Below are 13,283 nucleotides of genomic sequence, written 5' to 3' on the forward strand. Positions count from 1 at the left end.
CCCTTTTTTAGTGTATCTTTTATATAATGGAAATATTTTTTATTGCAAGTAACACAAGGTATCGGGTGGGGGTGGGAAAAACCCCAAGCGGTTGGCTTTTGGCTTGGGGTGTGGTTTGATGGGGGTTAGGCTAGTTGGATGATGGCGGTGGCGGCGTTGAGAGCCGGCGAGAGCAGCTGTTTGTCCTGTGTCAAAGAATAATCCTCATCCCACCAAGGAATTTCCTCGTAGGTGTCGCCTCCCGCCGCCGTAATACCAAATGTTATAGCGTCAAACATTGCGTGGATGGGGTCGGCGTGCCAGTGCGCTCCCAACACCAGATCAGCCACAACAGTTAACGGGTTTCCAGTCCCAGCAAACAAGTTCCAATTATTGTTCCACTCCATCTCCTTATATGCTCTTTGATAAGGATCCATATCCTCCGAACCCCAATAAAATTGACCCCCTATCTCAACCCCCCCTAAATCACTCAATATATCCCCCCCCGCAGATCTTGCTTCGATTTTCCACTTTGCTTCAACGTCAAAGTCACTGGGATATCCGTCATCGACTGCGACTGCTTCCGCGACTGCTTCATTCCCCCATATTCCTAATTCATGCGTGCGCTGCCAAATACTCTTTAAGAATTCGTACGCGAACTTTGTCTGTACTGCCCTCACCTCCTCTGTGTGGTTACTATCATTTATGTAATTTTCGATGTCTTCCCATTTCGCCCCTTCTTCTATCACAACGTTCCGTTCATTATTTCTTTGTTTATCAAATATCTGGGTCTTCTCTGGATGACCCGTGGGAATCCACACTACATTTCCCTCCTTGTCGGCTATTGTATCGTTGGTTTTTTCGTCTACAGCTCCATTAACAAAAACAAGCTTATCCCCATCCAAGTTAATTCCTTCCTCCAATTGCATTCCCTCGTGCTTCCAAAAGATCGGCTCCCCTTTGTATTTATTCAGATAGGCTTGGCTCCATGACTTCCAATGAGCGGGAGTCCACCAATCCACAACCAAATTTCCGTCATCTATGCCTTTCGTCTTTGCTTCATAGATTATATCAGCTGGCTTCACCCAGTCTGCGTATTCAGCCTTCAACTTAGTCGATGTTTTTCCAAGACCAAATAAGTCAACTACTTCAGTCTGGGCATCTGCGATCATAACTTCATGATTATCACTCTTGCTCTGGTCAACATCTACTCCTTTCTCAAGAGCGTTATATATACTTTCGATTTTGAACTTCATGAAGTCATGGAAATTTGAAGTAAAATCCCCATTGTGAGTAGCGTCTTTCGTCTGAGTAGCGTCTGTCGTGTTGGTAGTATATACTTGCGATAGGGTATGTTTTAGGTCAAGTACTCCATCCAGTTTATTGAGAGCATCTGTCGTCTTTGCTGCATACTTCCATAGCTTTAAATGATGGTCAGTCCACCATTCCGCAACGAAATTTCCATTGTTAATGCCTTGCGTCTTTGCTTCATTGATTATATCAGTCGGCTTCATCCATTCTTTGTACTTTGTTAGTAAATCTGACTCTTTTAAATTAAGAAGAGCCTCTAAGCGGGTCACTTCAAGCTGGGCATCGGCGATTATAACTGAATTATCACTCTTGCTCTGGTCAACATCTAATTGTGCCTTAAGATCGTTATAATCATTAGAATTCGTTGAGGGGAGTTGGAACTTCAGGAAGTTATGGAAATCTGATATAAAGTCCCTAAAGCCAGTGTCGCCTGTTGTCGTGTTTTTAGCATATATTCCATATAGGTCAAGTACTTGTGCGAGGCTATCATTGTTTAATTTCTGTACTTCTGCGTCCTTCAAAAGGTTTAAATGATCGTCAGTCCACCATTCCGCAACCAACTTTCCGCTTTTATCTATGCCTTTCGTGTTTGCTTCATAGATTATATCAGTCAGCTTCACCCAGTTGTTGTAGTTTGTCGTATCATATGGCCCTGTAAGACCAAATAAGCCAACTGCTTCAGTCAACTGCTTCAAGTCAACTGCTTCACTCATAGCGTCGGCGATTATAACTGACTCATCACTCTTGCTCTGGTCAACATTTACTCGTGTCTCAAGATCGTTATAATAACCCAATTGAGTTGAGTTTAGTGTTGTGGCTGTGGCTATTGAGTGGAGTTGGAACTTGCTAATAAAGTCATGGAAATTTGTGATAAAATCCCCAAAGCCTTTTTTAGTAGCGTCTGTCGTGTTGTTAGCGTATATGTTATATAGGTCTAGTGCTTCATTCAGACTATCTGTCGTCGGCTGCTGGCTACTCTCCCCTTTCAACAAACTGAGCAGATCGTCCTTTGTTGTTATATCATCATCCGACGGCAGTGATCGATCATCGCTCGCCGAACCGGGTGTCTGGAAAGTCTTGGCTGCATCTGATAGGAAACTCTCAAACTGATTAGTCCAAGTGTCAAAAGTCGTGGTGTCAGGTTTTTTTACATCGTATAGCTTACCTGAATACTTATAATCCTCATATATTTTCTTCGCTACTTCGAGGATGATGTCACTGTTACTGGGGTTACTTGGGGGGGTGGCGTTGTTGGTGAATGTATGGAACTTATCAAGAAAAGCAGACAAGCTTGACTGATCGTTGCTGCTGCTCTTCGCATAAGTATAATATAACTGGAAAGCTTCATCCACCGCCAACTTCTTCAACTCATCTTTGACAATAACAAAGGCTTTAAAGTCATTGATTTTGGTTGTTTTGTCTGTCCCACCATCGATTAGGAAAATTATTTCATCAACATCACTACTACCACTACTTCCTAAAGATTTCGTGAAAGCAGTTAAGTCTTGATCGAAGTTTCGGCTTGCTAGACTTGGAATCGCTTGGAAGTCATTGTATAAATCATCTTTGACAGTTTTGGCTAGCTCGTCCTTAGTTATTTTGTAATTCTTCAGTGAACTGTCTAGGATGGGTGACTTCGTTTTCTTTGAATCTGATAAGAATGTCTGAAAGTTCTCATTCCACTCAGTGTCAAAAGTCGTGGCGTCAGGTTTATTTACATCGTATAGATTACCTGTATACTGATAACCCAAATATATTTCATTCGCTACTTCGAGGATGATGTCACTGTTGGTAGTGAGGTTAGACGTAGTGCCGCTGGTGAGTGGATAGAACTTATGGAACTCATTAAGAAAAGCAGAGAAGCTTTTATCGTTGCTGCTGTTGTTGTTCGCATAAGTATCATATAACTTGAAAGCTTCATCCACCGCCAACTTCTTCAACTCATCTTTGACAATAAAGGTTTTAAAGTCATTGATTTTGGTTGTTTTGTCTGTCCCACCATCGATTAGAAAAATTATTTCATCAACATCACTACTACTACCACTACTTCCTAAAGATTTCGTGAAAGCAGTTAACTCTTGCTGGAAGTTTAGCCTTGCTAGACTTGGAATCGCTTGGAAGTCATTGTATAAATCATCTTTGACAGCTTTGGCTAGCTCGTCCTTAGTTATTTTATCATCCTTCAGTGATTTACTGCCTGAAAAGGATGACTTATAAGTTGTTGACTTTGATAAGAATGTCTGAAAACTCCCATTCCAAGTGTCAAAAATCTTGGCGCCAGGTTTTTTATCGTATAGATTACCTGAATACTGATAACCCGAATATATTTGATTCGCTACTTCGAGGATGATGTCACTGTTGGTAGTGACGTTGGACGTAGCGCCGCTGGTGGGTGTATGGAACTTATGAAACTCAGTAAGAAAAGCAGAGAAGCTTTTATCATTGCTGCTGCTCTTGTCGCTCGCATAAGTATCATATAACTTGAAAGCTTCATCCACCGCCAACTTCTTCAACTCATCTTTGACAATAACAAAGTTTTTAAAGTCAGTGTTTGTCGTTCTTTCGGTCTTTCCATCGCTGGTCAGGGAATTTATTTCATCTTGCACATTATCAGTCTTACCAGTTGGGTCTTCTATAGTCACGAAATCAGTTAACTCCGCCTGGAAGTCTGCATTGCTTGTATCGCCTGTTTCGTGCGTAAACTCTTCAAATAGAGTTTTTTCGGTTAGTACATCTGTGGTTGAGGTTGGCATCTTTTTTCTCCCTGGATTACTTTACTTTTGTGTAACTTAAATCTGTCTATAGATAGATACTTTCCCACAATCCTCTCTCTTTCTCTATCGGTTAAATTACGTAAATATGGGAAATTAACGCAAAATTTCGGATTAAAAAGAAACTTTATCGATTTTTCACCGCCAATTCCACCCTTTCGCTATCTGGCTCACCTTCACCCCTAATCCCTTCACAGTAACTTCATATAACTAGCATGAAGGGGTAAATGTTTGTACGGAGATACCACGGTCGCGGACGCACAGACCCCTCCCCCACTTGGCGGATGTGGCGATGGTCTTTTGTTGAGGTGCAAAAAAAAGTGGGCCTTTCGGGTTTATGGTGAAAAATGTTTGTCTATGTTACAGATGTGTGATGGTGGGTTACGGCGCGGGAACTGAAATTATTGGTTAAAAGCGCTGAAATTATCGCCCGTGCCTAACCCACCCGACGATTAGATACACTTTTATTATCACCACAAAAACGGGAGAGCCAAAAAAGTAAGGTGCGCCGCTTGACTCACTTCCCTTTTTTGGTGTATTATTATAATAATGGAAATCTGTGCAAAAATAATATCGGTAGATACTTCTTCCTCATTAAAATTATCATATCATAAAAAAAATAAGTCTGTCAAGAGCAACTTCCCTTTATTTTGGATATGACCACCCTACTAAGACTAGCTGTTGGGTGGATAGGCCGATCCCTTGCGGAAAGTATTGCTATCCAAGTCAGTTTCAATCAAATCCAGCAAGCGAGGTGACGCGGCGAAGTATGGCACATTGTTACTTTCAATCGTACATCTTTGCAGCTTCACAGGTTCGCTTTCTTTGACATTGAAGAAAAAGTCGTAGTCAACAGCGATCAGATTATTGCGAAATCCGCATTGTAAAAATTGTACGTTCCCAGAATTAAGTACCGTAACCAATTCATATTCTTTATTATTATTAAACTGGCATTCTTTAAAAGTAACATTTTGACAAGCAAACAAACTGAGGATGTGATACGTACATTCCTTAATCACCGTATTACCACAGATTAAACCATTAACATTTTCGGCTTTTATCCCCAAAACACCGCTACCGAAAAGAATGCAACTATTCACTTGAATATTTTCAGAATCAATGAAAGTGAAGACACCGCCTCTGCAAAAACCTTTTTCCGGGCCATGTCCGGCTTCGATATTTTTAATAGTAATATTTTGACATTCTCGAAACTTCAAAACATCGCCATAACGGGGACGGGTGAGTAGGAGAGGCGGTTTAATACCCAAACCGATGATTTGCAAATTTTGTACTCCAGAAATAATCAACTCGTTGCCATCAAAAGCCCTTTCAAAATAGGCGTATCTGCTACTAGCAGCCGGGTCGAGGTCAGAGAGAGAATAAGTTCCGGGTTTGAGTTTGATAGTACGATTGGGGCCGATCGCCGCCACGAATTCTTCAACCGTACTTACTACAGTTTCCTCCATCTGTGCAATAATCGATTCCGATGCCACAAAAGCGAGAAAACCGAAAATAAAAGAGCGCCTGCTTGTGGGTGTAAAAAATCCCATTGAATATCCTCTTGAGCTAGTTACTTTTAGCAATCAAATTTGAGTATATGCGGTATTGCCCAGTCCAGTAACCGAAGAAGTGTTATTATAAAATAATACAATATACCACTTTTCAATTGATATGAGCGACTTACCACAAAAGCGACAAGCACGACGGGGTAGAATATTCCCAGAATACACCGTGCCGCCTGAAGAAATAGCTCGACGCAGAGCAGAAAGAACAGAACTCGGACTGCGCTGTCGAGCAGTCTTTGAACGAATTCGTCCGGAATTGATGGAAAAGTATTACAATTGGTTGATTGCCATAGAACCAAACACTGGCGAGTATGTACTTGACCGCAAATTAGAAGGTCTCATCCAAAAAATTAAGGAACGGTATGGCGACGCAGATATTAAGATGACTGCTTTTCGTCTTAATGAAGAAGGATACTGTGGAAGGATATGATAGCAGGCAGGTTTGGGGAAGATGGGGAGTTGTTGTTTGAAATTGAATTGATTGCCAATAACGGAGAACGCTTCCCAGTAGAAAGGAATTTTGACACTAAAAATGGTGGCAAGTGAGTGAAGGATAATTAGCTCTAAAACAGAGCGATCGACCTTAACTCACTGGCGCACCAACTGACAAGCAAACTAAGAAGATTCACCAGTGCGATCGTGCGGATGAATTTCGCTCACAATTTCATAGCAACCAGTAACCGGTGGTTTAGCAAATAAATGGTTCATCTCATGCAAAATAGCCTGGTTTACCTCGTTTTCATTAGCTTGCATATCTTCCTGACTCTCCCAAAGAATAATCGCTATTCCTTTGTCAGTTCCCGGTTCTTGCAATAAATAAGAACCCTTGAAACCTTGCGCGTAGGTCGATACAGCCTTTTCATAGAGTTGTTCCGCCTCTGAAAACTTACCGGGTTTGAACTCACCAATAGCGACGTAGGCACATTTATATTTCAAAAAATCCTGAAACTCTGACATTCTACACTCCTGAAATGATATACTCCAAACGCATACCCAGATAGGGTACAGCGCTCACCGCTCAAATAATAGTAACCGTTATTAAGGATTAGGCGTGTTAAAAAACTATATAAATGGTGAATGGTGTACATCCAGCGCCACAAACTACCTGGATGTGATTAACCCCGCCACTGCTGAGGTGCTGGGTACTGTACCATTATCGCCTGGAACGGAAGTCGATCGCGCAGCAATAGCAGCAGCAGATGCCTTTACCACTTGGCGACGAATTCCGCCAACAGAAAGGGTGCAATACTTGTTCAAACTCAAAAACCTCCTCGAAGAGCATTTTGATGAACTTGCGCGTACAATTACCCTCGAATGCGGCAAAACTTTAGCTGAATCAAAAGGTGAAATGCGACGTGCGATCGAAAATGTAGAAGTCGCCTGCGGAATTCCCATTTTAATGCAAGGAGACTACCTGGAAGATGTAGCGCGTGGCATTGATGAATTTACCATCCGTCAACCAGTTGGAGTAACTGCTATTATTGCACCTTTCAACTTTCCCGGTATGATTCCTTTTTGGTTTATGCCTTATGCTTTAGCTTGCGGCAATACCACCATTATCAAACCTTCCGAAAAAGTGCCGCTGACCATGCAAAAAATCTTTTATTTATTAGAACAAACCGGACTGCCAAAAGGAGTAATTAATTTAGTCAACGGTGCCAAAGAAGTCGTCGATGCCATTTTAGATCATCCCATAATTCGCGCCATTAGCTTTGTCGGTTCCACACCAATAGCGAAGTACGTTTACAGTCGCGCCGCCGCCAACGGCAAACGCGCTCAATGTCAGGGAGGCGCGAAAAATCCGATTATTGTATTGCCAGATGCAGATTTAGAAACTACTATAAAAATTACTGCCGATAGTGCTTTTGGTTGTGCCGGACAACGCTGCCTCGCCGCTTCTTTGGCAGTCACGGTGGGAGAAGCACGGGAAACATTTACAGAAGCTATTTCTGAAGTTGCCCAAACGCGAATTGTCGGCTACGGTTTGGATGAAAAAGTGCATATGGGGCCAGTAATAACCCGCGAGAGTCAAACGCGAATTGAAGGATTAATTCAAAAAGGAATAGATGAAGGCGCAACGGTATTAGTAGATGGTCGTCATCCCAATATTTCCGGTTACGAACAAGGTAATTTTATTAAACCAACTATCTTGCAAAATGTCAATCCCAAAAGCGAAATTGCCCGCACAGAAATTTTCGGCCCAGTGTTGGGATTGATTCATTTAAATACAATTGATGATGCTATTGCTTTAGTAAATAGCAGCGAGTGGGGAAATATGGCTTGTTTGTTTACCACCAGCGGTGCAGCGGCGCGAAAATTCCGTTACGAAGCCGATGCCGGTAATATCGGAATTAATATAGGAGTAGCCGCGCCAATGGCATTCTTTCCCTTCAGCGGTTGGAAGGCAAGTTTCTTTGGAGATTTGCACGGACAAGGGCGTCATGCGGTGGAATTCTTCACACAAACTAAAGTAGTTGTAGAGCGATGGCCAAAAGATTGGTCGCGGCAATTTTAGCCATTAGTCATCAGTCATTGGTCAAGTGCTATAATACCAAGCGTGTGGAGTTAGTACCTTGGATGCCTACAGCTGCTCAACTAGAGAGTTTATATCGCGTTGGTTATCATCTGACATATTTTATGCTTCAGCCTATACATCTTATCTGCGTTGATAACCGAACTGGCAATGTTTATATTTTAGCTGGTTACAATGAAGAGTTAGAGTTCCAAATTTTACCTGACGGAGAGTTGTCTGATGAGCCGAATTAACTATGATGCAATGTCTGATGCTGAACTAAAGCAGTATTTTCTCAAGCATCGCGGCGATCGCACTGCTTTTGAGGCATACTTAGATAGACTCAATCGGCGTCCGCGCAGAATTATTGCTAGTCTGAGCGATCCTGATTTTGATGATAAAGTTCAAGCAGCAATCCGCCAAAAGCTAGAAGCATCTGGGAATAGTAGCGCTCAACAGTCTAACACCTTAAGGTTTCCAACCGACTAAGTTTATTTTGTGCGTTCCAAAAACCCTTTGATATATTCCCTCAGTACAGGTAACAGAGTATAAAAACTTGCTTGTTGTTCTATTAAGCAGCGCCGCGATAGAGATTGCAGCGCGTTGAGTAAATCTGATGGTGGAATTCTGCCATTCTCTAGCAATTTTCCCAGATTGACCGATCCGTTTTCTTTCGCTAACAAAGACATAACTTGTTTTTCTATTTCGGATAGGCGATCGAACTGCTCCTCTAAAACATCTTTCAAATCTTCCGGTAACAATATAGTATCATCTAGTAATAACTCTGTCACGCATCCTCCCAACTCTTTAATCAGAGTCGCCACGCTTTTTAACCACAACGGATTGCCTTGGTAGCGGTGAATGAGTGCTGAGTAATTGTCGATTTCTGCTAACCCTTTATCTCTGAGAATTTCCCATCCAGCAGCGGTGTCCAAACCAGTGATTTGTAAGCTACGAATGGGAGTATTTTGGCTTTCTTTCTGAGGAACTTCTCTCGGTTCTTCCCAACCGATTAGCAGAAAGCAACTTTGATGGTATAATGTTTCTATCTGTTTGAAAAACAAGCGATATTCTTCGTATCCAGGTTTATATTTTCCTGCCAATTCGCCGCTAATGAAGAAGTTGTGAATGTCATCTAATACGACTAAGCAGCGATATTTTTGTAAATATTTAATCAGAGGTAAAGGTTTTTGATTAGTTGCAGGTGATTCAAGATTTGCTGTCTCTAGGAAAAACTGGATTAGTTTATGTTGCAATTCGTCTAGGGTGTAGGATTCGTCTAGACTGCACCAAATTACATATTCAAATTCATGTTTAATTTGTTGTACGAGTTGCGCTGCTAATGCGGTTTTGCCAATTCCGCTGATACCCGTAAGTGCGATTAAGCGACTGCGTTGCTGTAAAATCCACGTTTTGAGAGTGTCGAGTTCGGGAGTGCGATCGTAAAAAGCACCCAACTCTGGCATTTCGCTTAAATCTTGATGCGATGTTTCAGTTTGTTTTGAGTTAACAGTTTCTTCATTAGGTCGATGTGAATTTGGTATATCCGGCGGATGTCTAGCTTCTCCACAGATGTTAAAATTAGCGATCGTTACACCCTCTTGTGCAAAATTTGAAACATTAGAACCTTTGAATCTGTGGATTACTGAACAAACATTCGATTTACTGACATCTTCCCCCAACTGTTCTGAAAGTATTTCCCATAATTCCGCACCCACTTTCCTCACACTACTTTCCGAACAATCAAAATCCGTAGCTATTTGCTTATATGTTTCGCGTTCTATAGTTCCTCGCAGTACCGCTTCTTGTAAATCGTCAAGATGTTGACCAGTTTTCTCGAAGACTATTTTATCTGCGAGGTTTAACATTTCTTTAAGATTCATCGGCTCTCAGTATATATAACTATTCGCTCTATTATAGCTCACATCTGCGAACATTTTTATACATTTTTGCACATTTTTATACAAAATTCTATTAAAGAGAGTAAAATACCAGGGTAAATTGGTGGCAAAATTGAACATTTTTGGGCTAGACAAAGCTTTGATTTATTAAGCATACTCGAATAAGTATAAAGCGTAAATTTAGGAGTCTATCGCTTGCCGTTTTATACTTTTTATTCACAAAGCAATTCAGCTAGGAGATGATGATGAAAAGCAAAGTTAAAGTTTTTTTTGCATTCTGTGTGTTGGCAACGGCGACAATAGTTGCACAGTCAGAATTAGTCTCCAGTCAAGCAATATTTAGTCGAACATTCCATGAATCCACCACTATCCAAGGATCTGGTCGCGCCAGATCGGGAGGCAAAACATTCCAATATAATATTAATGCCTCCGGCGGCTCATCTGGAAATGGCTCTGGCACATTTTCATATAAAGGAGAACAAGATGGCCTCGAAATGGTTATTAGAGCTGAGTGTGTAGGAAGTTTTCTTTTGAATAACACCATTCCTGTTGGTACTCTTGCGGGTCCAATCATTGGTGGTTCTTCCGCAATGACCGCAACAGGTAAATGGGTATTCGTTGGGATAAGAGATCAAAATCCTGACAAGATCCGTGTTGTACCTCTTTCAAGAGAAGAGGCACTAAAGCTTTGTAATCAACCAACTGATATTTTTCCTGGTACTGTTACTTCTGGTAGTGTTTCTATTTCGCACTGATGCGATCGCTTGCAGGTTGGGTTGATTTTATGAAACCCAACTTCTTCTTTTACTCATAATCTTATCCATTTCCAGTATGAGAATGCGATGTTGGTGGAGAGCGATCGCCTCAAGGAAAGAAAGTGCGATCGCCCTGACTTTTATTTTAGATTTACTTAATGAAACCCAAGCTCTTTTTCCACTCACAATATTATTCATTTTCAGCATGACAAAGCGACGATCGGACACAGAGCGATCGCCTCACCGAAAGAAAGAGCGATCGCTTGACTCAAAAAAAAGAGCGATCTCCTCATGCCAACGCAACCCGATCGAGCAATCCGATCGAGACTCGTTATACTCAAAGTATCAATTCGCCTAAGATGTTGCGATGACCATCAAAGAACTACTCCTCCAAGAAATCGATAGCACCCCTGACGAACTGCTCATCGACCTTCTGGGCTTGGTGCGAAGTCTCAAATCCTCGACCCACCCCCAACTCAATATCTACGAACAACTGCTAGAGCGAATCGACTACCTCGAAGCGATCATCGGTATCCGCAAAGGACTTGAAAGCTTCGATCGAGGTGAAGGTATCCCAGCCGATCGAGCTATGTCAGCGCTACAGCAACAGTTCAACATTCCTCCCCGTCTATGACTTATCAAGTCCTCATCCAACCACCCGCCTTTGCAGAAATTGAAACCGCCTACCGTTGGATGTGCGATTATCTGAGTGCTGATGCGGCAAACCAGTGGTATTACGATCTGCAAGATGCAATCGCATCCCTGCAACAGTTTCCTTACCGTTGCTCAATTGCACCCGAAGCTGCCATCATTGGTCGGGAAATTCGACAACTATGGGTTGGTAAACGAAGAACCTATCGGATTATTTTTGCGGTCGAGGGCGATACGATCGCGATATTACACATTCGTCACCGCCATCAAGCCCCTCTAGATACCGATCCGCCAGAGTAATCCCATAGTCAATAAATAGCGATCGCCCTTCTTTTTTGCTTGGGTTAACGCAAGGAAACCCAACCTCTTTTTTCACCCACAATCTTATCCATTTTGACCATGAAAATGCGACGCTTGAACGGAGAATGATCAACTCCAATTACTTAGGAAAAATAACGATAAAATTACCGGCGATGTAAAACACGCATCACTTCTATAACATCTTCATTAACTTCTATTCCAATACGATAATCGCCGATGCGGATACGATAGCGACCCGCGTAACCTTGCATGGCTTTAATATCGAGAACTTCCTCCAATGTTTTGATTGTTTCTAAAGTTGCAAAAGCAAGCTCGTAGATACGTTGGTATGATGTCGAACTCTTCAGTTTCTTTAAGTCTTTTAGAAAATTTTGACGGTATTTAACTTCCAAGATGATTATTCCTCAAGATACGCTAAGGCTTCTGCACGATCTAGTAAGGGAGTATTAATAGCTTCATCCATTGCTTTGTTCATACAATAGTCTTCTACCGCGTCCGCAAGTTGCTCTACAGAAACCTCTTCATTAGGTACTATTTGTCGCCATAACTCAATAGGAATCACTACAGCGCTTACATCTCCGTCTTTGTTCGTAAGATATTCAATATTTAATACATTTTCCATGTCATACTCCAGAAAGTTGCTTTGCTCGATCGTCTATGCGATCGCCCACGGCACGCACTCGCGATCGAATTATATAAAACTGAGGAGTGAAATCCTACTAATTGGCTGCCCAAAGAAGCGATAAATCGCTGTATTCTTTGAAAATTGGATCGGCACTCACAAGCATCATACCCTCAATTTGAGCTTGGGCAATCAACATTCTATCGAAAGGATCTCGATGATGCAATGGTAACGCAGCCGCTTGCAAGGCATGAGGTGCTGTAATTTCCAGATATCGCGCACCTAACTGCACCATGCGCGTCGAAATATAACTATCTATTGGTTCTGGTAATGGCAACTTTCCGATCGAAACTTTTATTCCAATTTCCCAGATACTAGCAACAGAAAACCACAATTCGTTGGTTTCATCGGCAATGTGTGCGATCGCGTCTTCATTCAATCTCTCTGGTTGAGCAAACCACCACAACCAACACTGCGTATCCAGCAAAAGTTTCACTCTTCATTTCCCTCGAATGCTGCCAAAATCTCTTTTGGCAACGGATCGTTGAAGTCCTCTGGCACAATAAACCTCCCTCGATCTTGCCCTAAACTAGCTCGTCGATTGGATGAAGTACGAAACGGAATCAACTTGGCGATCGGGATGCCTCGGTTTGAAATAATGATTTCTTCTCCAAGTTCCACACGGGACAATAGTCGTGACAGATTCGTTTGAGCTTGATGGATATTTACAGTTTCCATTGGTTGATAAACTGAGCCCATAAACTAAGTTTAGTTTGATTCTGATGGTTGTGCAATAGCGATAATGCTACGCATCCGTATCGCGCACCCTTGCAAGCATCGATCGCTCTCAAGCGATATCCCTTCCTTGTAGCTTAGATTAACGCAAGGAAAGACA

Annotated in this window: 17 protein-coding genes; 7 read left to right on the plus strand and 10 right to left on the minus strand. The window is 42.0% G+C overall.

Annotated features, from left to right (window positions below; all coding sequences use genetic code 11):
• Positions 1 to 125: 125 nt before the first annotated feature.
• Both H6G03_RS03845 and H6G03_RS03850 read right to left on the minus strand, forming a co-directional pair.
• The gene (locus tag H6G03_RS03845; RefSeq protein ID WP_190462241.1) at positions 126 to 4,043 is read right to left on the minus strand and encodes a hypothetical protein; all 3,918 of its coding nucleotides are present in this window, start codon (positions 4,041 to 4,043) and stop codon (positions 126 to 128) included.
• A gap of 692 nt (positions 4,044 to 4,735) precedes the next feature.
• Positions 4,736 to 5,611, minus strand: coding sequence for a right-handed parallel beta-helix repeat-containing protein (locus H6G03_RS03850; RefSeq protein ID WP_190462243.1), 876 nt, complete (start codon positions 5,609 to 5,611; stop codon positions 4,736 to 4,738).
• Positions 5,612 to 5,732: 121 nt separating this feature from the next.
• Between H6G03_RS03850 and H6G03_RS03855 the strand changes: the two genes are divergently transcribed.
• The gene (locus tag H6G03_RS03855; RefSeq protein WP_190462244.1) at positions 5,733 to 6,056 is read left to right on the plus strand and encodes a hypothetical protein; all 324 of its coding nucleotides are present in this window, start codon (positions 5,733 to 5,735) and stop codon (positions 6,054 to 6,056) included.
• Between the two features lie 185 nt (positions 6,057 to 6,241).
• Here the strand turns inward: H6G03_RS03855 and H6G03_RS03865 are convergent, their stop codons facing one another.
• Positions 6,242 to 6,583, minus strand: coding sequence for an antibiotic biosynthesis monooxygenase (locus H6G03_RS03865; protein WP_190462246.1), 342 nt, complete (start codon positions 6,581 to 6,583; stop codon positions 6,242 to 6,244).
• Between the two features lie 94 nt (positions 6,584 to 6,677).
• On the opposite strand from H6G03_RS03865, the gene H6G03_RS03870 reads away from it, so the two are divergent.
• From H6G03_RS03870 to H6G03_RS03880, 3 genes are all read left to right on the plus strand, one after another.
• On the plus strand, positions 6,678 to 8,141 hold the full coding sequence (locus H6G03_RS03870) for a CoA-acylating methylmalonate-semialdehyde dehydrogenase (RefSeq protein ID WP_190462248.1): 1,464 nt from the start codon (positions 6,678 to 6,680) through the stop codon (positions 8,139 to 8,141).
• 62 nt (positions 8,142 to 8,203) lie between these two features.
• Complete coding sequence (locus tag H6G03_RS03875) at positions 8,204 to 8,392, plus strand: DUF6888 family protein (protein ID WP_190462335.1); 189 nt, start codon at positions 8,204 to 8,206, stop codon at positions 8,390 to 8,392.
• Positions 8,379 to 8,627 (plus strand): DUF6887 family protein, encoded by a 249-nt coding sequence (locus tag H6G03_RS03880; protein WP_190462250.1) that lies wholly within the window; start codon positions 8,379 to 8,381, stop codon positions 8,625 to 8,627. The genes H6G03_RS03875 and H6G03_RS03880 overlap by 14 nt, the downstream gene beginning before the upstream one ends.
• A gap of 2 nt (positions 8,628 to 8,629) precedes the next feature.
• On the opposite strand, the gene H6G03_RS03885 is transcribed toward H6G03_RS03880, so the two are convergent.
• Entirely contained in the window at positions 8,630 to 10,021 is a 1,392-nt protein-coding gene (locus H6G03_RS03885) for an NB-ARC domain-containing protein (RefSeq protein WP_190462252.1), read from the minus strand.
• Positions 10,022 to 10,278: 257 nt separating this feature from the next.
• On the opposite strand from H6G03_RS03885, the gene H6G03_RS03890 reads away from it, so the two are divergent.
• Positions 10,279 to 10,794 carry a hypothetical protein gene (locus H6G03_RS03890; protein ID WP_190462254.1) on the plus strand — a complete coding sequence of 172 codons (516 nt, stop codon included), beginning with the start codon at positions 10,279 to 10,281 and terminating at the stop codon, positions 10,792 to 10,794.
• Positions 10,795 to 10,821: 27 nt separating this feature from the next.
• On the opposite strand, the gene H6G03_RS03895 is transcribed toward H6G03_RS03890, so the two are convergent.
• Both H6G03_RS03895 and H6G03_RS03900 read right to left on the minus strand, forming a co-directional pair.
• Positions 10,822 to 11,022, minus strand: a complete 201-nt coding sequence (locus H6G03_RS03895; RefSeq protein WP_190462256.1) for a hypothetical protein — start codon at positions 11,020 to 11,022, stop codon at positions 10,822 to 10,824.
• Entirely contained in the window at positions 10,995 to 11,135 is a 141-nt protein-coding gene (locus tag H6G03_RS03900; protein WP_190462258.1) for a hypothetical protein, read from the minus strand. Before H6G03_RS03900 ends, H6G03_RS03895 begins: the two co-directional genes overlap by 28 nt.
• A 26-nt stretch (positions 11,136 to 11,161) precedes the next feature.
• Here H6G03_RS03900 and H6G03_RS03905 point away from each other — a divergent pair, with 26 nt between their 5' ends.
• Both H6G03_RS03905 and H6G03_RS03910 read left to right on the plus strand, forming a co-directional pair.
• Positions 11,162 to 11,428 (plus strand): prevent-host-death family protein, encoded by a 267-nt coding sequence (locus H6G03_RS03905; protein WP_190462260.1) that lies wholly within the window; start codon positions 11,162 to 11,164, stop codon positions 11,426 to 11,428.
• Positions 11,425 to 11,745, plus strand: a complete 321-nt coding sequence (locus tag H6G03_RS03910; protein ID WP_190462262.1) for a type II toxin-antitoxin system RelE/ParE family toxin — start codon at positions 11,425 to 11,427, stop codon at positions 11,743 to 11,745. Before H6G03_RS03905 ends, H6G03_RS03910 begins: the two co-directional genes overlap by 4 nt.
• Positions 11,746 to 11,909: 164 nt before the next feature.
• Here the strand turns inward: H6G03_RS03910 and H6G03_RS03915 are convergent, their stop codons facing one another.
• The 4 genes from H6G03_RS03915 to H6G03_RS03930 form a co-directional block, all read right to left on the minus strand.
• Positions 11,910 to 12,158 (minus strand): type II toxin-antitoxin system RelE family toxin, encoded by a 249-nt coding sequence (locus tag H6G03_RS03915; RefSeq protein WP_190462264.1) that lies wholly within the window; start codon positions 12,156 to 12,158, stop codon positions 11,910 to 11,912.
• A gap of 5 nt (positions 12,159 to 12,163) precedes the next feature.
• Positions 12,164 to 12,388 (minus strand): hypothetical protein, encoded by a 225-nt coding sequence (locus tag H6G03_RS03920; protein ID WP_190462266.1) that lies wholly within the window; start codon positions 12,386 to 12,388, stop codon positions 12,164 to 12,166.
• A 97-nt stretch (positions 12,389 to 12,485) separates the two neighbouring features.
• Complete coding sequence (locus H6G03_RS03925) at positions 12,486 to 12,884, minus strand: PIN domain-containing protein (RefSeq protein ID WP_190462267.1); 399 nt, start codon at positions 12,882 to 12,884, stop codon at positions 12,486 to 12,488.
• Positions 12,881 to 13,126, minus strand: a complete 246-nt coding sequence (locus H6G03_RS03930; RefSeq protein WP_190462338.1) for a type II toxin-antitoxin system Phd/YefM family antitoxin — start codon at positions 13,124 to 13,126, stop codon at positions 12,881 to 12,883. The genes H6G03_RS03925 and H6G03_RS03930 overlap by 4 nt, the downstream gene beginning before the upstream one ends.
• Between the last annotated feature and the right edge of the window lie 157 nt (positions 13,127 to 13,283).

The organism is Aerosakkonema funiforme FACHB-1375 (genome assembly GCF_014696265.1).
GTDB classification, from domain to species: domain Bacteria; phylum Cyanobacteriota; class Cyanobacteriia; order Cyanobacteriales; family Aerosakkonemataceae; genus Aerosakkonema; species Aerosakkonema funiforme_A.